This is a genomic window from Streptomyces sp. YKOK-I1 (assembly GCF_054660435.1).
The window spans coordinates 3,206,402-3,224,687 of record NZ_BAAGDR010000001.1 but is presented as its reverse complement, the minus strand read 5'-3'; the positions used below and the strand labels follow the sequence as shown (position 1 = coordinate 3,224,687).

Sequence of the window (18,286 nt, the reverse complement as noted above, 5' to 3'; positions counted from 1 at the left end):
TAATACCCGCCCGTGCCGTGATTCAGCTCTCATAGACGGTGTAAGAGCACGAGCCGATCACGGTGGCTCAAAACAGACCCCAAGAGCAGGTCAAAGGAGATTCAAAGATTCCGCTTCGGGGTGACGAGGACATGGGCGGCGGCGAGCCCCGGATCGTGCAGGACGGCCACCAAGGCATCCCCCACCCCCGGATGCAGAGCCGGCCGCTCCCCGGGCGCGGTCCACGTCCCCGGCGCGTTCACCCCGAACGCGATCGCATCGACAGTCCTGAGTGATTATTAGGTGAGCCTTACCTGCCTAAGTCCCGCCGTCCGTGCGGTGTTTCAATTCCGGAGTGACTGATTACGACGTGCTCCGCGTCTTCTGCGCGCCGAACGGCGGCTACGGCAACGAACTGGGCGTGGTCCGCGAAGGCTCGGTGCTGCCGGACCGGGAGGACCGCCAGGCCCTCGCGGCCAAACTCGCCTTCAGCGAGACGGTGTTCGTCGACGACCCCGAGCGCGGTGTCATCGACATCTACACCCCCACCGCCCGTCTGCCCTTCGCCGGCTACCCCTGCGTCGGCGCCGCCTGGCTGCTCGACGTCCCCGAACTGGTCACTCCGGCCGGGGTCGTCGGCGCCCGCCTGGACGGGGAGTTCAGCTGGATCGAGGCGCGCGCGGAGTGGGCCCCGCCGCGCACGTTCCGTCAGTACGCGAGCGCCGCCGAGATCGACGACCTGAGCGTGCCGCCGCATGGCGAGTGGATCTATGCCTGGGCCTGGGAGGACGAGCCCGCCGGCCGGATCCGCGCCCGCGGCTTCCCCGGCCGCGGCGACGGCATCGAGGAGGACGAGGCGACCGGAGCCGCCGCGCTCCTGCTCACCGAGCGGCTGGGCCGCGCCCTGAACATCACCCAGGGCGCGGGCTCGCAGATCCTCACCGCCCCGCAGCCGTACGGCTGGGTGGAGATCGGCGGCAGGGTCCGTCTGGAGGGCGCCGAGCGCTGATCGCCGCGGGGCGGGCGCCGAACGATACATCCGGCGACCGGCGTCCGTGGTGTTCCGGGCGTCCGTACGGGTGGTCCCGCGTGTGCGCCGGGAGGCGAGCGGTTACCTCTGGCGTGACCACTCCGCCTCCGTGAGAGGAGCATCATGCGTATCCGATCAGTTCTGGCCGCCACCGTCCTGGGGATCGCCCTGGCCGCCGCCGGCGCGACGAGCGCCACCGCCGACGAGGGGCCGCGCCACGGCGGCCACCACGGCTCGGAAGCCCGGTACGGCGGTGACCACGAGCCCGTGTGCAGCCCCTACTTCGGCAAGATCGACACGGTGTCCAGCGACATCTTCTGGGGCGGCGCGCACTGCGGCTGGTTCTGACCGGACCGGACCGTGCGACGGACGTGGGCCCCTTTCCGTCACGGGAAGAGGCCCACGTCCGTCTCAGGCCGACAGCGGGAACTCCTCGCCCAGCGCGTGGAACACGGCCGTGTTGAGCGCGAAGGCCCGCTTGCACTCGGCGACGATCCGCTGCTTCTCCAGGTCGTCCGCCCGCACCGCGTCGAGCAGCTCCCGGTAGTCCCGCTTGAAGGCCGCCGGGTTGCCGATCTCCTCGAAGACGTAGAAGCGGACGCCGTCGCCCTTCTTCTCGAAGCCCCAGGACTTCTCCGCCCGGTCGCGGATGATCTGGCCGCCGGAGAGGTCGCCGAGGTAGCGCGTGTAGTGGTGGGCGACGTACCCGGCCGGCCAGTCCTCGGCGCAGGCGCGCACCCGGTCCGCGTATGCCCGCGTCGCCGGCAGGGCAGACAGCCCGGCCCGCCAGTCCGCTCCCCGCAGATGCGCCAGGTCCCGCTCCAGCGCGGCCAGCCGGAACAGCTCGGGCCGCACGAACGGTCCCGCCACCGGGTCCGACGCCAGCCGCTCGGCGCCGGTCTCCAGTGCCTCGTAGACGAACCAGAGCTGCTCGGTGTAGCGCGCGTACGCCTGCACGCCGAGCCGGCCGCCCAGCAGGTCGCTCATGAACGTCGAGGTCTCGGCCTCCGTGTGCTGCTCGTGGGAGGCGGTGCGGATGACGGTCGAGAAGGAGTCCATAGCGGTCATCTTCTAAGGTAAGGCTTACCTAAGTCAATGCTCTTTGCCGACACCCTGTCGGTAAGAGCGTACAAGAAAAGGCCCGCTCCGGCCGGGGAGCGGGCCCGTGATCGCCTGCGCGCGCTACGGCAGCGTGAGGATCTCCGCGCCGGTGTCCGTGACGACCAGCGTGTGCTCGAACTGGGCGGTGCGCCGGCGGTCCTTGGTCACCACGGTCCAGCCGTCGTCCCACATGTCGTAGTCGTGCGTCCCCAGCGTCAGCATCGGCTCGATCGTGAACGTCATCCCCGGCTGCATCACGGTCGTCGCGTGCGGGCTGTCGTAGTGCGGGATGATCAGGCCCGAGTGGAACGAGGAGTTGATCCCGTGGCCGGTGAAGTCCCGGACCACGCCGTACCCGAACCGCTTGGCGTACGACTCGATGACCCGCCCGATGATGTTGATCTGCCGCCCCGGCCGGACCGCCCTGATCGCGCGGTCGAGGGACTCCCGGGTCCGCTCCACCAGCAGCCGGCTCTCCTCGTCGACGTCCCCGACCAGGTAGGTCGCGTTGTTGTCGCCGTGCACCCCGCCGATGTACGCCGTCACGTCGAGGTTGACGATGTCGCCGTCGCGCAGGACCGTCGAGTCCGGGATGCCGTGGCAGATCACCTCGTTGACGCTGGTGCACAGCGACTTGGGGAAGCCGCGGTAGCCGAGCGTGGAGGGGTAGGCGCCGTGGTCGCACATGTAGTCGTGCGCCACCCTGTCCAGCGCGTCGGTCGTCACCCCCGGCGCGATCAGCTTGGCGGCCTCCGCCATCGCCCGCGCGGCGATCCGCCCGGCGACCCGCATCGCCTCGACGGTCTCGGGGGTCTGCACCTCACCGCCGGTGTACGGCTTCGGCGCGGGCTTGCCGACGTACTCGGGACGGCGGATGTTTCCGGGCACGGAACGGGTGGGGGAGAGTTCCCCGGGCACGAGCAGCGACTGGCCAGACATAACGGCGAGTCTATCGAGCGGCCACGGGGGAACATGTGGGTGGCGAGAGGAGCCGGTCATGCCCCTGTTCAAACGGCGCGTCACGGGAAAGCCGGGCGAGTGGTACTACTGCCTGGAGCACAAGAAGGTCGAGGAGGGCCCGGACTGCCCCGGCAAGGACCGCTTCGGCCCGTACGCCTCCCGCCAGGAGGCCGAACACGCCATGGAGAGCGCCCGCGAACGCAACCTCCAGTGGGAGAACGACCCACGCTGGCACGACACCCCGAAGACCGAGACCGGTGACGACTGACCGACCTAGCCGCCGGTGACCGGTGCGGGTGCCTGGGCCGCGCGCCGCTCGCGTTCGCGCGCCGCGTGGTCGTCGGTGCGTACGTCGTAGCGCATCAGCGCCGGCAGGCACAGGGCCAGCAGTCCCACCGCGCCGGCGCACAGCGCGCCGCCCGACCACACGGACGTCCGCACCCCCAGCCAGGCCGCGAAACCGCCGCTGCGGACCTGGCCCACCGTCGGCCCCACCGAGTACGACAGCAGCTCGATCCCGGCGAGCCGCCCGCGCAGCTCGTCCGGGATCGTCTGGTTCCACATCGCGCCCCGGAAGATCCCGCTGACCATGTCGCACCCGCCCGCGAGGGTCAGACAGAGCAGCACCAGCCATACGTTGCCGACCAGCCCGGCGCCCGCGATCGCCACGCCCCACAGCCCGGCCGCGACCACGACCGCCCGCCCGTGCCGGTGCACCCGGGAGGTCCAGCCGCTCGTCAGGCTCACCAGCATCGCCCCGGCCGGCACCGACGCGTACATCAGCCCCAGCGACCACTCGGCGTCCAGCTCGTCGGCGAGGAACGGCAGCACGGCGAGCGGCATGGCCAGGAACATCGCGGCGAGGTCCACGGCGTACGTCCCGAGGAGCTCCTTGCGCCCCCAGGCGTACCGGGCGCCCTCGGTGATCGCCTGCCAGGACGGCTTCGCCGCCTCGTGCGCGGCGGGGGACGCGGCGATGCCCACGGTCAGGGCGACGGAGACGGCGAAGGTGAAGGCGTCGGCGGCGTAGGCCCAGCCGAGGCCCGCGTACGCCACGACGATGCCCGCGACCGCCGGTCCGGCGACCCCGCCGACCGTCCAGCGCAGCGAGTTCAGCGCGGTGGCCGCCGGCAGATGCTCATGGGCGACGATCCGCGGCCACAGCGAGTCCAGCGCGGGCCGCTGCACGGAGAACAGCACGGCGGAGAGCCCCGCGACGAGGTACAGCGGCCATACGGCGGGCTCCGGCAACAGCGCGTTCACCAGCAGCGCGGCACTGAGCAGGCCCTGCCCGACCTCCGTCCACACGATCAGCGTCCGCTTGTCGAGGGCGTCCGCGAGCGCGCCGCCGTACAGCCCGAACACGACGAGCGGGACCAGCTGGACGGCCCCGATCGCCCCCACCGCCGCCGCGGACCCCGTCAGCTCCTTCAACTGCACCGGCAGCGCGACGAACGTCAGAAAACTCCCGAAGCTGGAGATCAGCCCCGAGAACCAGAGCCGCCGGAAGTCACGGGAGGCCCGCCAGGGGGCGAGATCGGGAAGCAGCGCGCGCAGGGAGTCGATGACCACGAGGGGCCATGCTCGGCGTCCCGGGGAAGGAGGGCAACGGGTTTTCGCGCCCCGGCCGCTCCTGGACGGTTCCGGGTGGGAAAAGGCTCACCAGGAGGGTGGGGGTGGGGCTGTCAGGGACTCCGGCAGTCTGGAGAGGCGGTCGCGGAAACCCCGCCGCACCCGCGCCGAGCGCCCGCTCTCGCCCGCCGCCGCGCTGACCAGGTGCTGCACTGTGTCCAGGTCCAGCTCCGAGCCGTCCGGCACGGTCAGCGTCTCGTGGGACAACGCCGTCAGCTCACCCTCCCCGGGCCCGAGGGACAGCACCGTGAGCCCGCAGCGCCGCGCGTCCGCCACCCGCTCCAGCAGCGCCGGATCACCTTCCGGGGAGGCCACCAGCAGCGTCTCGCCCCGCCGCGCCGCCTCGATCCGTCCGAGGCCCACCGCGAGATGCGCGGGATCGCACGGACGCGCGTGATGCCGTACGAGAGTCGGCGCCAGCTCCGGCGTACCGGACCACGCGGCCTCGTCCACCAGATGCGCCGCGAGATGCCAGGGCTCGTACGCCGCCGTCCCCACCAGCAGCAGCCCGCCCCCGTGCGAGACCACCGATCCGCGCAGCACCGCGCCGAACCTCCGCGTGGCCCCCAGCCACTCCGTCCCGGCGAGCACCTCGCGCAGCAGCGCGACCCGTACGGCGTCCATGCGCCCGCATCCTGCCCCACCCGCCCCACCCCCGCCCCCGCTTCGCACCCGATTCACCCGACACGGCGAAAGCGCCCTTGCCACCCCCACGTAAAGTCGGCCCATGACCTCTAGCGACAGCGCACAGAACGCCCCCGCGAAGGCCCCCGCCAAGGACCCGTGGGACCTCCCCGACGTCTCCGGACTGGTCGTCGGCGTGCTCGGCGGCACCGGCCCGCAGGGCAAGGGTCTCGCCTACCGGCTCGCCAAGGCCGGCCAGAAGGTGATCATCGGCTCGCGCGCCGCCGACCGCGCGCGGAGCGCCGCCGAGGAGCTCGGGTACGGCGTCGAGGGCGCCGACAACGCCGAGACCGCCCGCCGCAGCGACATCGTGATCGTCGCCGTGCCGTGGGACGGACACGGCAAGACCCTTGAGTCGCTGCGCGAGGAACTGGCCGGCAAGCTCGTCGTCGACTGCGTCAACCCGCTCGGCTTCGACAAGAAGGGCGCCTACGCCCTCAAGCCCGAGGAGGGCAGCGCCGCCGAGCAGGCCGCCGCCCTGCTGCCGGACTCCCGGGTCGCCGCCGCCTTCCACCACCTCTCCGCCGTCCTCCTCCAGGACCCGGAGATCGAGGAGATCGACACCGATGTGATGGTGCTGGGGGAGGAGCGGGCCGACGTCGAGATCGTCCAGGCCCTCGCCGGCCGGATCCCCGGGATGCGCGGCGTCTTCGCGGGCCGGCTGCGAGGCGCCCACCAGGTGGAGTCCCTGGTCGCCAACCTGATCTCCGTCAACCGCCGCTACAAGGCCCACGCGGGACTGCGGGTCACCGACGTCTGAGCGCATGGGGGACACTGGACGACGCACGCACCGTCCACCCGGTGTCCCCCGACAGGAGAGCAGCACCATGCCCCGCCTCGCGATCTACACCCTCGTCGTCTGTCTCCTCGCCGTCGCCGCCGCGGTCGTCTCCTTCGCCCAGGGCAGCTTCCTCGGGGTGGTCTGGGTGCTGCTCGCGGGCCTGTCGTCCAACATGACCTGGTACTACGTCAAGCGGGACAAGGCCCGGAAGTCCGTCACCGGCTGACCGCGCCTGAAGGCACGGTTTCGGGCTGTTGTCCGAGCCGGAGGAACGGTCTGCCCGGCACGATCCACCGCCCGGGGGCTGGTGCTGTGGCCCGGCATACAGACGGACTCCTGTCCGGCCGCGGAGCTCGGGTGGGCGTTTCGGCCTTTTGGGGCGGGTCCGGAGACGACAGCCGGACCGCCACCCGTGGCCCTGGAGTTCCCCGCGGAGACCTCTTTGTCCCGGCGCCGATGCCGTGCACAATGCACGGGACCCCGCCCCACGTGCGGCGGAGGTTCCGAGGAGGACGTGTCATGGTCACCGTCTCGTGGCTGTCGGCGGCGGCACTGGCCGGTGCGGGTGCGGCCGCACTGCTGATGCTCGTACGGTTGCGTCGTGCCGCTGCGGGCCGGGTGGCGGAGCTGGCCCAGTTGGAACAACTGGTGGAGCGCCGGGCGGAACAGGTGACCGCGCTCAGTCATGAGCTGCGCACCCCCCTCAGCATGATCAAGGGTGCCGTGGATCTGCTGCGGGAAGGAGCCCCGGGTCCGCTGACAGCGGCGCAGGAGCGGTTGCTGCAGGTCGCGGACCATCAGTCCACACAGGTCATCGGCCTGTGCGAGAGCCTGCTGATCCAGGCGAAGATCGAGGCGGGCCTGTTCACACCGCGCATGGAGAAAGTGGACGTGTCGGTGGTGGCGCGAGACGTCGTCACCGCCATGCGGCCGCTGTGCGCTCAGCGCGGGCAGCGGATCGGCCTGGACGTCCCGCAGGTGATGCCGCGGATCCCGGCGGACCCGATGCTGCTGACGCAGGCGCTGACGAACCTGCTGTCGAACGCGAGCAGGTTCACCACCACCGGTGGCAGCATCGACGTCCGGGTCGCCCTTATAGACACCGGAGTCGCCGTGTACGTCACCGACGACGGCGCCGGCATGACGCGGGCCGAGCGGCACCGGCTGTTTCACCGCTTCGCCACCGGGCGGCCCCTGGCCGACGGGACCGGCCTCGGTCTCGTGATCACGAAGACCGTCGTGGAGTTGCACGGAGGGGACATCATGGTGCACACCGCGTCCACGCGCGGGACGACGTTCCTGCTGACCCTGCCCGATGCGTCATGACGGCTCCGCGGGGCACGACGGCCGGGCCCACCGCGCTGGTGGTTGACGACGAGCCGCAGATGACGATCATCATTGAGTACGCCCTGCAGACACAGGGATTCACCGTGCTCACCGCACATGACGGCGCCACCGCGCTGAATCTGCTGCGGACACGTGCCGTCGACCTGGTCGTGCTGGACGTGATGATGCCGACGATGGACGGGATCACCCTGTGCGGACGCATCCGGGCCCGGTCGGACGTGCCGGTCATGCTGCTCACCGCGCTGTCCCAGCACGACGACGTCATCGTCGGCCTGGAGAACGGCGCGGACGACTACGTGACCAAGCCCTTCCACCCCCGTGAGGTGGCACTGCGCGCCCAGGCACTGGTGCGCCGCCACCGACGGGGCAGCGGTGCCGCGGTGCGCGTCGGCAGTCTGGTGATCGACCCGGTGGCGCAGTCGGCGACCCTCGGGCGGCACCGGCTGGAGCTGCCGTTCACGGAGTTCAAACTGCTGAGCCATCTCGCCTCCCGGCGGGGTGTGCCGCAGTCCTGGCAGGACCTGCTGCGGGAGGTATGGGGCACGACGGACCTGCTGGGCGGACGGGACGTGGTCAAGTCCACGGTGTACCGGCTGCGCTCGCGGCTGGCGGGGGTGCCGGGCGGCTCGGCGTACATCCACACGCTGCGCGGGGTCGGCTACCTGATGCCGGATCTGTCGGCGGACGCCCGGGACGGCGAGCCGGACGGAACGCCGGCTGGGTGACGGCGCTGTCACCGGGGATCACTCCGGCGTCACCGACACCCCGTTCACGCGCTCCTAACCTGGCCGAAACATCGCCCGGCAGAGCCCGTCCCGGCTCGAATACGCGGAGGTCAACGTCGTGAACAAGGGAAGAGGATCGCGCCGCGGCGCGACACTGACGACGGTGCTGGCGGCTGTGGTCGTCGTGGCCGCGAGCGGCTGCGCGCGGGAGGCCGATGACGTCAGCGCAGCACAGGACGGCGGCGTGGTGCACGTCGCCTGCGGCGCGCCCGAGGAGTGGTGCGCCGCCACCACCGAGCAGTTCGCCAGGACCGCCGGGGTGAAGGCCGACTTCGTCCGCCTCTCCAGCGGCGAGGCGCTGGCCCGTATCCAGGCGGGCAAGGACAACACCGAGTTCGACGTGTGGTACGGCGGCCCCGCTGACGGATACGCCGCCGCGGGCGACATGGGCCTGCTGGAGCCCTATGTGTCGGCGAACGCGAAGGCCATCCCCGCCAAGTACAAGGACGCCTCCGGGATGTGGACCGGCGTCTACGTCGGCGCGCTGGGCTTCTGCAGCAACGGCAAGCTGCTGAAGGAGAAGGGCCTCAGCGCCCCGCAGTCCTGGGCCGACCTTCTCGACCCGAAGCTGAAGAAGGACGTCGGCATCGCGCATCCGTCCACGTCGGGCACCGCGTACACGGCCCTGTGGACGCAGGTCCAGCTGGCTGACGGCGACAAGGACAAGGCGCTGAAGTACATGCGCCGGCTCCACCCGAACGTGCTGCAGTACACCAAGTCCGGCTCGGCGCCGGCGCAGATGACGGCGCGCGGCGAGGTCGCCGTCGGCGTCATCTTCTCCCACGACTGCGTGGCCACCAAGGAGGAGGGTTTCCCCGACCTTGAGGTGACCTTCCCGTCCGAGGGCACCGGCTACGAGACCGGCGGCGTCGCCCTGATCAAGGGCGCGAAGAACCCCGTGAGCGCCAGGAAGTTCGTCGACTGGGCGCTGACTCCCGAGGCGCAGGAGATCGGTCCCAGCGTGAAGGCGTACCAGTTCCCGACCAACCCGAACGCCAAGGTGTCGGACAAGGTCGTCGACCTGGACGGTCTCAAGCTGGTGAACTACGACGCGGACGCGGCCGGGGCGGCCAAGGCAGAGCTCACCAAGCGGTTCGACGAAGAAGTCGCGCAGGCGCCGAAGTCATGACCACGATGCTTTCCCGCCGTGAGCCGTCCACCTCGACCGAGGTGGCGGCCAGGCGGCTGCGCCGCCGGACCGACCCGGGCGTCCGGATCCTGATCGCCGCGGTCACCCTGCTGGTGACGATCGGAGCGGTCGTGCCGCTGGTCGCGGTGCTCGCCACCGCCTTCTCGCCCGACGCGCTTCCCCGCTACGGGGAGTTCTTCACCTCGTGGGTCGACCTCGCAGTCCTGCGCAACACCCTGGTGCTCGGCGCTCTCGTCGGCCTCTGCGGAACGGCGCTGGGCTTCCTGTTCGCGTTCGTCCAGGCCAGGCTTGATGTGCCGGGGAAGAAGGTCCTGCACGTCATCGCCCTGATACCGATCGTCAGCCCGCCGTTCGCGGTCGCCACGGCCACCGTCGTGCTGTACGGCCGGCGCGGTGTCATCAGTCACGGTGTGTTCGGTGTGGAGTACGACATCTACGGCCTCGACGGGCTGGTGTTCGTGCTGTCGCTGTCCCTCTTTCCCGTGGCGTACCTGGGGCTGCTCGGCATGCTGCGGGGGCTGGACCCGGCGCTGGAGGAGGCGGCCATGAACATGGGCGCCTCCCGGTGGCACACGCTGCGGACGCTGATCCTGCCACTGGTGGCACCCGGTCTGGTCGCGCCGTTCCTGCTGCTGTTCGTGGAGGCGATCGCCGACCTGGCCAACCCCCTGGTACTCGGTGGGGACTACACCGTCCTCGCCGGCCGCGCCTATCTGGCGGTCACCGGCGAGTACGACATCACCGGCGCAGCGGTCTACTGCGTGATCCTTCTCGTGCCGTCGCTGGCCATGTACTTCGGGCAGCGGCGGTGGATGAACCGGAAGGTGCGTACGACGATCACCGGCCGTCCGTCCGGCAGCGTCCATCTGATCACCGGCTGGGCACGGTGGCCGGTCTACGGGCTGGCGCTGCTGGCCGCCGCGGTGATCCTGAGTCTCTACGGCACGGTGATCGTCGGGTCGGTGACCCGGGTGTTCGGCGTCGACAACACGTTCACGCTCGACTACCTCAAGGAGGTCGTCACCGGGGTGGGGGTCGAGGCGGTGCTGGACACGCTCAGGTTCGCCGCCATCGCGACGCCCGTCGCGGGTCTCGTCGGTCTGGTCATCGCCTGGCTGGTCGTGCGGCACCTGGACCGCACGGCCTGGCTGCTCGACCTCGGTGGCACGCTGGGCGTCGCCGTTCCCGGCACCGTACTGGGCATCGGCTTCGTGCTGGCGTACCGGCCGGACCGGTGGATCGGCCCGGTACACGCGTTCCCGAGCCTGGTGGGAGGCAGCGCCGTCGCCGGTGGTGCGGTCGCGATCGTCCTGGCGTACATCGCCCGCAGCGTCCCGGCGGGCCAGCGCACCGCGGTGGGCTCGCTCACGCAGCTGCATCCCTACATCGAGCAGGCGTCGACGGACCTTGGGGCGAGTCCGCTGCAGACCTTCCGCCGGGTGACGCTTCCGCTGATCCGGCCGGCGCTGCTCACCGGGTTGAGCTACAGCTTCGCCCGCAGCATGACCTCCGTCTCGACGATCGTCCTGCTGGTCACACCCGAGACGAAGATCATCACATCGCAGGTCCTCAGCGCCGCCAGCACGGGCCGGTACGGCGTCGCCTTCGCGTACTGCACCGTGCTGACCGCACTGGTGCTCACCGGCTTCGCACTCATCCGCGTCCTCGTCGGCACCGGAGCGGCTCTGCAGCGCACCGCCACTTCCGAAAGGCAGAAGACATGACCGCCGCCGCGCCCGAACTCACCACCGCGCCACCGCGCGAGGCCGACAGCGGACATCTGCGGCTCGACGCCCTGACCAAGCGGTTCACCGGCCGCTCCGGCACCGTGACCGCCGTGGACAGTGTGTCCCTCGACGTCGAGCCGGGGGAGTTCATCACCCTGCTCGGCCCGTCCGGCTGCGGCAAGACCACCACCCTGCGCATGGTGGCCGGCTTCGAGGACTCCTCCAGCGGCGGCATTCTCCTCGACGGCAAGGCCATCGACGCCGTGCCCCCGCAGCGCAGGCCCATGGCGATGGTGTTCCAGAGCTACGCGCTGTTCCCGCACCTGACCGTGGCGGAGAACATCGCCTACGGGATGCGACTGCAACGGCGTACCCGTGACGACATCGCCACCAGTATGAGGATGGCCGTCACCAGCATGAACCTGGTCGGTCTGGAGGACCGCAGCCCGCATGAGCTGTCCGGCGGCCAGCAACAGCGGGTCGCACTGGCCCGTGCCCTGGTGGTGCAGCCGAAGGTGCTGCTGTTCGACGAGCCGCTGTCCAATCTGGACGCGAAGCTGCGTGACGCGATGCGGGCGGAGATCCGGCGCATCCAGAAGATGTTCGGCATCACCAGCCTCTACGTCACCCACGACCAAGACGAGGCGATGAGCATGTCCGACCGGATCGTGGTGATGAACAAGGGAAGGGTGGAGCAGGCGGCCACGCCGGGCGAGATCTACGCCCGGCCGGCCAGTGTGTTCGTCGCCGACTTCATCGGCCGGGCGAACTTCCTGGAAGCGGTGCCGGAGCAGGTCGGCGGAGGCAGAGCCACCGTTACCGTGCTGGGCCGCCAGGTCACCGTCGCCGCGCACCCCAAGGTGAGCGCCGATGCCGCCGCGTACCTGATGGTGCGGCCGGAAACGGTCAGTCTGTCCGCGGTCACCGACGGCGGCACCGGTATCGGCGTGGTGCTGCGCTCGACATTCCACGGCGCCACGATCGACTACGAGGTGGAGACAACTGCCGGCACCATGACGGTCACCGAACCGGGCGTCGACTCGCGGGAGGCGTTGGCCGAAGGCGCCAACGTCGAGGTCACCTTCGACCCTGACCGGGCCTACCTGCTCACGCGGGACTAGGGATGGACTAGGTGGGGAGGGTGTTCCGAAACCCTTGGCCCGTACCGCAGCCGGTGCTTCACGTGACGTGACGTTCGGTCCGGGAGCCGGACGGGGAGCCGGAGGCGCTGTGTGCCTCGGACAGGCGCAGCAGTCATCACCCGGGCTGCCGCAGGATCACACCAACTGGAACGGGTGGAGGGCGCGACGGGGGTTCGGTGCCGGGTGAGACCGGCAGGCGGACCCCCGTCAGTGTCATCCACCCCGGGTGTGCGCGGGGCCGCTGCGTTTTCGCGGGTCAGTTGGCGAGGCAGTTGGCTACGTCCGTGCCGCGCCTGAAGACATAGTTGTACATGTACTGGCCGCAGTACGTGTCGAAGTCGCTGATGCCGAGCCCGCGCAGCACCGCGTCCACCCCGTCGAAGAACACGGCGTTGACCGACGGCACCCACAGCAGCGCGAACACGAACAGCAGTCCGAACGGCGCGAACGGCTCCACCTGCCGCTTCACGTCGTACGGCAGCCAGGGCTCGACCACGCCGTACCCGTCGAGGCCCGGCACCGGCAGGAAGTTCAGGATCGCCGCCGTGACCTGGAGCAGCGCGAGGAACGCGAGCGCGTACCGGAAGGCGGCCGGCACCCCGTCCAGCGCGTCCAGCCAGAACGGCGCCGTGCACACGGCCGCGAACAGCACGTTCGTCAGCGGACCGGCCGCCGAGACCAGGCTGTGCTGCCAGCGCTTGTGGATCCGCCCCCGCTCGATGAAGACGGCGCCGCCCGGCAGACCGATCCCGCCCATGATCACGAAGATCACCGGCAGCACGATGCTGAGCAGGGCGTGGGTGTAGGCGAGAGGATTGAGGCTCAAGTAGCCCTTGGCTCCCACGGTGATGTCCCCGCTGTGCAGGGCCGTCCGCGCGTGGGCGTACTCGTGCAGACACAGCGAGACGATCCAGGCCGCCGTCACGAACAGGAACACCGCCAGGCCGGGCTGCTCGGCGAACCCGGTCCAGGTGGCCCAGCCGGTGACCGCGGTGACGGCGAGGATCCCCACGAAGACCGGGCTGATCCTCCGGTCGCCGTTACGGGTGGTGGCGGTGGTCATGGGGCTCCCCTGAGCTTCTCGGCACGCGTGGAACGGCCCGACCGTACCGGGCGCACCGGGAAAACGTCTCGCGGTGGCCCCCGGGTTCCGTGGAAAGGTGGGGACATGGGGCTGTGGCAGGTGTTCTACGAGGACTGGCAGATGGAGTGCTGCGGTGAGCCGTTCGCCGTCGGCGAGGAGGTGAGCTGGCCGCTGCTGCTGCGGACGTCCTGCGAGGTGCTCGGCGGTGGCTGGGACGAGCACCTCACCAAGGTCTCGGGGCCGGTGGAGGACGTGCGCGCGGTACGGGTCGTGCGCGAGGGGCCGACCGCGGCGGTGCAGGTCGGCGACGCCTGCGACGGGCTGTCCCCCGGGGACCGGGTCCGCCTGGTCGGACTGCTCGTCGTCAACGGGCACGGCGGCGGACCGCGGGTGACGGGCCGGGTGCGGGCCGTCCGGGTGGTGACCCAGGTGTACGAGGAGAGTCCGCCCGGTTCGCGCACCTGGGAGCCGGTACCGGGGGAACGCGGCCTGCGCGCGGTGGACCGCTGCCCGAAGTGGTTCGACGACGGCACCCCGGACGAGCGTGGCCGACGCCCCGCCGAGTCGGGCGCCCTGGCGACCCTGGAGATCCCGGATCCCGCCCCGGATCGCGGGCGGGGTCTTGACGGGAATCGTGCTCGGGGTCCTGGGCGGGATCGCGGGCGGGGTCTTGGTGGGGATCGCGGGCGGGGTCTTGGTGGGGATCGCGGGCGGGGTCTTGGTGGGGATCGCGGGCGGGGTCTTGGTGGGGATCGTGGTGGGGATCGTGGCCGGGGTTTCGGCCCGGATCTCGAGCGGGGTCTTGGCGCGGATCCCGCCCGGCGTCCCGGCCCGAATCCGGGCCTGGATCCCGGCCCGGGTCCCCGTCCGGGGGTTGGCCCGGGTCCCCGTCCGGGTTCCGGCCCGGGTTCCGGCCCGGGTTCCGGCCCGGGTTCCGGCCCGGGTGTCGGCCCGGGTTCCGGTCCGGGTGTCGGTCTGGGTTCCGGCTCGGGTTCCGGTCCGGGTGTCGGCCCGGGTTCCGGTCTGGGTTCCGGCTCGGGTTCCGGTCCGGGTGTCGGCCCGGGTTCCGGTCTGGGTTCCGGCTCGGGTTCCGGTCCGGGTGTCGGCCCGGGTTCCGGTCTGGGTTCCGGCTCGGGTTCCGGTCCGGGTATCGGCCCGGGTTCCGGTCTGGGTTCCGGCCCGGGTCCCCGTCCGGGTGTCGGCCCGGGTCCCCGTCCGGGTTCCCGTCCGGGTTCCGGTCCGGGTTCCGGTCCGGGTGTCGGCCCGGGTGTCGGCCCGGGTTCCCGTCCGGGTCCCGGCCCGGGTCCCGGCCCGGGTTCCCGCCCGGATGCCCGTCCGGGTTCCGGCCCGGGTTCCCGCCCGGGTTCCCGCCCGGGTCCCGGCCCGGGTCCCCGCCCGGATCCCCGTCCGGATCAAGCCCCGGGTTCCTGAGCGTCGTACCCCTGACCCGCCCCGGGGCCGCGCCATCCCGGCGTAACTCCGTGACCGCTTCCGTTCTCGCCGGAGACAATGAACCCCGTGCGCTATCGCATCCTCGGCACCACCCAGGCACTCCGCCCCGACGGCACCGCCGTCGCCGTCGGCGGGGCGCGGCTGCGTGCCCTGTTGACGGTGTTGGCGCTCCGGGCCGGGCGGAGCGTTCCCGCCGGGCTGCTGGTGGAGGAGGTGTGGGCGGACGATCCACCAGTGGACGCGCCAGCCGCGCTGCAGGCCCTGGTCGGGCGGCTGCGCCGGGCCTTGGGCGCGGACGCGGTCGTCTCCGCCGAGGGCGGCTACCGGCTAGCCACCACCCCCGACGCCGTCGACCTGCACCGCTTCGAACGGCTCACCGCCGATGGTCTCCGCGCCCTCGCCGACGGCGACCCCGCCAAGGCCGCCGTCCTCCTCGACGACGCCCTCGCCCTCTGGCAGAGCCCGCCCCTCGCCGACCTGCCCGACCGCACCGCGGAGGCCGCCCGCCGGGAGGCCCGCCGCCTGGACGCGGTGCGCGCCCGCCACACCGCGGCCCTCGCCCTCGGACACGGCGAGCAGTCGCTGCCCGAGCTCACCGCGGTCTGCGACGCCCACCCCCTGGACGAGTCGCTCCAGGCCCTGCGGCTGCGCGCCCTGAGCGACGCGGGCCGTCCCGCCGAGGCCCTGGCCGCCTACGAGGACGTCCGCCGGATCCTCGCCGACCGCCTGGGCTCCGACCCCGGTCCCGAACTCCGCGCCCTGCACACGCGACTCCTCGCCACACCCCCGTCCCCTTCGACGGCGCCCACGCCCTTCGCCCCCGCCGGCTCCTCAGCCGGGTCGGCGTCCGGTTCCGCTCCCCGACCCCCCTCCACCCCGCCGCCCCCTGGCAACCTCCGCGCCCGTCTCACCTCCTTCGTCGGCCGGGAGAGGGACATCGGCGCCATCCGTGGGGACCTCGTGGAGGCGCGGCTCGTCACCCTGCTCGGGCCCGGCGGCGCGGGGAAGACGCGGCTGTCGCAGGAGGCCGCCGAGGGCGTGCGGGACATCGCGCGCGACGGCGTCTGGCTGGCGGAACTCGCCCCCGTCGCCGACCCGGACGCCGTACCGCAGGCCGTGCTGACCGCCCTCGGCGCGCGGGAGACCGTGATGTACGGCGCCGGCGCCGAGGAGATGCGCGCGGTCGCCGAACGCACCGACGACCCGGTGGAGCGGCTGGTCGAGCACTGCGCCCGGCGCCGCATGCTGATCGTCCTCGACAACTGCGAGCACGTCGTCGAGGCCGCCGCCCGTCTCGTCGAGGAGCTCCTCGTCCGCTGCCCCGGTGTGACCGTCCTCGCCACCAGCCGTGAACCCCTCGGTGTCCCGGGCGAGTTGCTGCGCCCCGTCGAGCCGCTGCCGGAGCCCGTCGCGCTGCGGCTGTTCGCCGACCGGGGCGCGGCCGCCCGCCCCGGGTTCCGGATCGCGGACGACCCCGAGGCCTGCGCCGAGATCTGCCGCCGGCTCGACGGTCTGCCTCTCGCGATCGAACTCGCCGCCGCCCGGCTGCGCATGCTCACCCCGCGCCGGATAGCCGACCGCCTCGACGACCGCTTCCGGCTGCTCACCTCGGGCAGCCGTACCGTCCTGCCCCGCCAGCAGACCCTGCGCGCGGTCGTGGACTGGTCCTGGGACCTGCTCGACGAGGAGGAGCGCGAGGTCCTCGCCCGGCTGTCGGTGTTCGCCCGAGGCTGCGACCTGGCCGCCGTGGAGGCGGTGTGCGGGCCCGCGCACGACGTGCTCTCCTCCCTCGCCTCCCTCGTCGACAAGTCCCTCGTGGTCGCCGCCCCGGCCCCGGACGGCGAGATGCGCTACCGGCTCCTGGAGACCGTCGCCGAGTACGCCGCCGAACGGCTCGACGAGAGGGGCCGGCGGGCCGACGCCGAGCGGGCGCATCTGACGTACTACCGCGAACTCGCCCGCACCACCGAGCCCTCGCTGCGCGGCCCGCGCCAGCGGCAGGCCGTCGCGCTCTTCCAGCTCGAGTACGAGAACCTGCGCACCGCGCTGCGCCGCGCCGTCGCCGCCCGCGACGAGCAGGAGGCCCTCTGTCTCTCCCTCTCCCTCGTCTGGTACTGGCAGATGCGGGATCTGCGGATCGAGGCCCGCACCTGGTGCGGCGCGGTCATGGCCCTCGGCCCCGACCCCTTCGCCGAGCCCGTCCGCCCCGCCGCCGCGGTCCTCAGGCCGGTCATCGAGACCCCGCCGCCGGTGTCCGGCGAGGTCCTCGCGGAGGCCCGGCGCGGGGTCCATCTCGCCCATCTCGCCTGTATGGACACCGAGCTGGACGCCTGGAACACCCCGGAGGCCCAGCGCAAGCTGCGGATCGTCAGCGAGACCTACGCCCCCGGCCTGCCGCAGACCTGCCGCCCGCCGGGCCTGCTCTGGTTCTACGCCGTGATGATGACCGGAGACATGGAGCGCATCCGCGTCATCGTCGACGCCAACGTCGAGACCTGCCGCGCCACCCCCGGCTACGAGTGGGAGCTGGCCACCACGCTGCAACTGCGCGCCAACCTCCTCGCCAACCGCGCCGACTGGGCCGGTGCCGCGGGCCGGGACGCCGACGCGGCCCTGGACGTCTTCCGCCGGCTGGGCGACGCCTGGGGCTCGGCCGAGGCCCTCTCGGCGCGCGCCGAGGCCCGTGAGCGGACGGGCGACTACCGGGGTGCCGCGGCCGACTACGAGGAGGCCCGCGTCCTGGCCGAACAGCTCGACGCCCGCCACCAGTCGGCGGTCCTCGGCGCCCGGCTGGGCAGCGTGCTGATCGAGGCCGGTGAGGAGGAGCGGGGCGAGCGCCTGCTGCGCGAGGTCGTCGAGGCCACGGCCGACGGCCACAACGAGGCCATGCCCGCCGCCCGTCTCTTCCTCGCCTCGCACCTCGGGCTGACCGGCCGCCACAGCGAGGCCCGTGAACAACTCCGGCTGCTGCGCGAGACGTTCGGCCTCGCGCACTTCGTCGTCTTCGACGCCTTCATCCTGGGCGCGGAGGCCTGGGTGGACGTGGTCGACGGCCGCTACGAGCCGGCCCTGGTCTCCGTCCGCAAGGCCATGGAGCACGCGTCCGACCGGCTGGCCATGAACATCGCCCCGCACATGCGCGGCTTCTACCTGGCCATCGGGGCCTATGCCCTGGCCGGTGTCGGGGGCGGTGGTCGCGCCGCGGACGCCGCCCGCTGTCTCGGAGCCGCCGCGTCCCTGCTGCCCCCGGGCCATGTCGCCGTCCGCCTCGAGCGCGAGACGGTCGCCCGGGCCACCGGTGCCGCCCGGGCCGTACTCGGCGACACGGCGTTCGAGGCCGCGTACGCCGAGGGCGGCGGCCTCTCCTACGAGGAGGCCGCCGCCCTGGTGTGAGGGCCCGGCAGGGCCCGGCTCCGCACGGGAAGCCCCCGG

At 72.1% G+C, this 18,286-nt stretch carries 17 protein-coding genes; 12 read left to right on the top strand and 5 right to left on the bottom strand.

Going from position 1 to position 18,286, the window contains the following annotated elements:
- Positions 1-334: 334 nt before the first annotated feature.
- Both ACYQ8Q_RS13920 and ACYQ8Q_RS13915 read left to right on the top strand, forming a co-directional pair.
- Positions 335-988: a PhzF family phenazine biosynthesis protein gene (locus ACYQ8Q_RS13920; RefSeq protein WP_460064902.1), complete on the top strand. Its 654-nt coding sequence runs from the start codon at positions 335-337 to the stop codon at positions 986-988.
- Positions 989-1,132: 144 nt separating this feature from the next.
- A complete protein-coding gene (locus ACYQ8Q_RS13915) occupies positions 1,133-1,357 on the top strand; it encodes a hypothetical protein (RefSeq protein WP_460064900.1) in 225 nt (74 codons plus the stop codon).
- Positions 1,358-1,420: 63 nt separating this feature from the next.
- On the opposite strand, the gene ACYQ8Q_RS13910 is transcribed toward ACYQ8Q_RS13915, so the two are convergent.
- Complete coding sequence (locus ACYQ8Q_RS13910) at positions 1,421-2,068, bottom strand: biliverdin-producing heme oxygenase (RefSeq protein ID WP_460073305.1); 648 nt, start codon at positions 2,066-2,068, stop codon at positions 1,421-1,423.
- A gap of 123 nt (positions 2,069-2,191) precedes the next feature.
- Positions 2,192-3,049, bottom strand: a complete 858-nt coding sequence (gene map / locus ACYQ8Q_RS13905; protein WP_460064898.1) for a type I methionyl aminopeptidase — start codon at positions 3,047-3,049, stop codon at positions 2,192-2,194.
- A gap of 58 nt (positions 3,050-3,107) precedes the next feature.
- On the opposite strand from map, the gene ACYQ8Q_RS13900 reads away from it, so the two are divergent.
- Entirely contained in the window at positions 3,108-3,338 is a 231-nt protein-coding gene (locus ACYQ8Q_RS13900; RefSeq protein WP_460064896.1) for a hypothetical protein, read from the top strand.
- A 5-nt stretch (positions 3,339-3,343) separates the two neighbouring features.
- On the opposite strand, the gene ACYQ8Q_RS13895 is transcribed toward ACYQ8Q_RS13900, so the two are convergent.
- Together ACYQ8Q_RS13895 and ACYQ8Q_RS13890 are read right to left on the bottom strand one after the other, a co-directional pair.
- Positions 3,344-4,642: an MFS transporter gene (locus ACYQ8Q_RS13895; RefSeq protein WP_460064895.1), complete on the bottom strand. Its 1,299-nt coding sequence runs from the start codon at positions 4,640-4,642 to the stop codon at positions 3,344-3,346.
- Positions 4,643-4,729: 87 nt separating this feature from the next.
- Positions 4,730-5,326, bottom strand: coding sequence for a hypothetical protein (locus tag ACYQ8Q_RS13890; protein ID WP_460064894.1), 597 nt, complete (start codon positions 5,324-5,326; stop codon positions 4,730-4,732).
- 103 nt (positions 5,327-5,429) lie between these two features.
- Between ACYQ8Q_RS13890 and npdG the strand changes: the two genes are divergently transcribed.
- From npdG to ACYQ8Q_RS13855, 7 genes are all read left to right on the top strand, one after another.
- Positions 5,430-6,146: an NADPH-dependent F420 reductase gene (gene npdG / locus ACYQ8Q_RS13885; protein ID WP_460064892.1), complete on the top strand. Its 717-nt coding sequence runs from the start codon at positions 5,430-5,432 to the stop codon at positions 6,144-6,146.
- Positions 6,147-6,150: 4 nt separating this feature from the next.
- Positions 6,151-6,393 carry a hypothetical protein gene (locus ACYQ8Q_RS13880; RefSeq protein ID WP_460064890.1) on the top strand — a complete coding sequence of 81 codons (243 nt, stop codon included), beginning with the start codon at positions 6,151-6,153 and terminating at the stop codon, positions 6,391-6,393.
- Positions 6,394-6,686: 293 nt separating this feature from the next.
- Positions 6,687-7,493, top strand: a complete 807-nt coding sequence (locus tag ACYQ8Q_RS13875) for a sensor histidine kinase (protein WP_460064889.1) — start codon at positions 6,687-6,689, stop codon at positions 7,491-7,493.
- Positions 7,490-8,239, top strand: a complete 750-nt coding sequence (locus ACYQ8Q_RS13870) for a response regulator transcription factor (protein ID WP_460064887.1) — start codon at positions 7,490-7,492, stop codon at positions 8,237-8,239. Before ACYQ8Q_RS13875 ends, ACYQ8Q_RS13870 begins: the two co-directional genes overlap by 4 nt.
- Before the next feature lie 118 nt (positions 8,240-8,357).
- A complete protein-coding gene (locus ACYQ8Q_RS13865) occupies positions 8,358-9,428 on the top strand; it encodes an ABC transporter substrate-binding protein (RefSeq protein ID WP_460064885.1) in 1,071 nt (356 codons plus the stop codon).
- Complete coding sequence (locus ACYQ8Q_RS13860) at positions 9,425-11,173, top strand: ABC transporter permease (protein ID WP_460064884.1); 1,749 nt, start codon at positions 9,425-9,427, stop codon at positions 11,171-11,173. Before ACYQ8Q_RS13865 ends, ACYQ8Q_RS13860 begins: the two co-directional genes overlap by 4 nt.
- Positions 11,170-12,297: an ABC transporter ATP-binding protein gene (locus ACYQ8Q_RS13855; protein ID WP_460064883.1), complete on the top strand. Its 1,128-nt coding sequence runs from the start codon at positions 11,170-11,172 to the stop codon at positions 12,295-12,297. Before ACYQ8Q_RS13860 ends, ACYQ8Q_RS13855 begins: the two co-directional genes overlap by 4 nt.
- A 277-nt stretch (positions 12,298-12,574) precedes the next feature.
- Here the strand turns inward: ACYQ8Q_RS13855 and ACYQ8Q_RS13850 are convergent, their stop codons facing one another.
- Complete coding sequence (locus ACYQ8Q_RS13850; protein ID WP_460064881.1) at positions 12,575-13,381, bottom strand: site-2 protease family protein; 807 nt, start codon at positions 13,379-13,381, stop codon at positions 12,575-12,577.
- Positions 13,382-13,486: 105 nt separating this feature from the next.
- Here ACYQ8Q_RS13850 and ACYQ8Q_RS13845 point away from each other — a divergent pair, with 105 nt between their 5' ends.
- Both ACYQ8Q_RS13845 and ACYQ8Q_RS13840 read left to right on the top strand, forming a co-directional pair.
- On the top strand, positions 13,487-14,833 hold the full coding sequence (locus tag ACYQ8Q_RS13845; protein ID WP_460064878.1) for a DUF6578 domain-containing protein: 1,347 nt from the start codon (positions 13,487-13,489) through the stop codon (positions 14,831-14,833).
- A 78-nt stretch (positions 14,834-14,911) separates the two neighbouring features.
- Positions 14,912-18,247: an AfsR/SARP family transcriptional regulator gene (locus tag ACYQ8Q_RS13840; RefSeq protein ID WP_460064876.1), complete on the top strand. Its 3,336-nt coding sequence runs from the start codon at positions 14,912-14,914 to the stop codon at positions 18,245-18,247.
- The last annotated feature ends 39 nt before the right edge of the window (positions 18,248-18,286 follow it).

Coding starts and splice junctions, on each gene's coding strand:
- ACYQ8Q_RS13915 (WP_460064900.1), top strand. CDS start 1,133: ATGCGTATCCGATCAGTTCTGGCCGCCACCGTCCTGGGGATCGCCCTG.
- ACYQ8Q_RS13910 (WP_460073305.1), bottom strand. CDS start 2,068: ATGGACTCCTTCTCGACCGTCATCCGCACCGCCTCCCACGAGCAGCAC.
- map (WP_460064898.1), bottom strand. CDS start 3,049: ATGTCTGGCCAGTCGCTGCTCGTGCCCGGGGAACTCTCCCCCACCCGT.
- ACYQ8Q_RS13900 (WP_460064896.1), top strand. CDS start 3,108: ATGCCCCTGTTCAAACGGCGCGTCACGGGAAAGCCGGGCGAGTGGTAC.
- ACYQ8Q_RS13890 (WP_460064894.1), bottom strand. CDS start 5,326: ATGGACGCCGTACGGGTCGCGCTGCTGCGCGAGGTGCTCGCCGGGACG.
- npdG (WP_460064892.1), top strand. CDS start 5,430: ATGACCTCTAGCGACAGCGCACAGAACGCCCCCGCGAAGGCCCCCGCC.
- ACYQ8Q_RS13880 (WP_460064890.1), top strand. CDS start 6,151: ATGGGGGACACTGGACGACGCACGCACCGTCCACCCGGTGTCCCCCGA.
- ACYQ8Q_RS13875 (WP_460064889.1), top strand. CDS start 6,687: ATGGTCACCGTCTCGTGGCTGTCGGCGGCGGCACTGGCCGGTGCGGGT.
- ACYQ8Q_RS13870 (WP_460064887.1), top strand. CDS start 7,490: ATGACGGCTCCGCGGGGCACGACGGCCGGGCCCACCGCGCTGGTGGTT.
- ACYQ8Q_RS13860 (WP_460064884.1), top strand. CDS start 9,425: ATGACCACGATGCTTTCCCGCCGTGAGCCGTCCACCTCGACCGAGGTG.
- ACYQ8Q_RS13855 (WP_460064883.1), top strand. CDS start 11,170: ATGACCGCCGCCGCGCCCGAACTCACCACCGCGCCACCGCGCGAGGCC.
- ACYQ8Q_RS13850 (WP_460064881.1), bottom strand. CDS start 13,381: ATGACCACCGCCACCACCCGTAACGGCGACCGGAGGATCAGCCCGGTC.
- ACYQ8Q_RS13845 (WP_460064878.1), top strand. CDS start 13,487: ATGGGGCTGTGGCAGGTGTTCTACGAGGACTGGCAGATGGAGTGCTGC.
- ACYQ8Q_RS13840 (WP_460064876.1), top strand. CDS start 14,912: ATGAACCCCGTGCGCTATCGCATCCTCGGCACCACCCAGGCACTCCGC.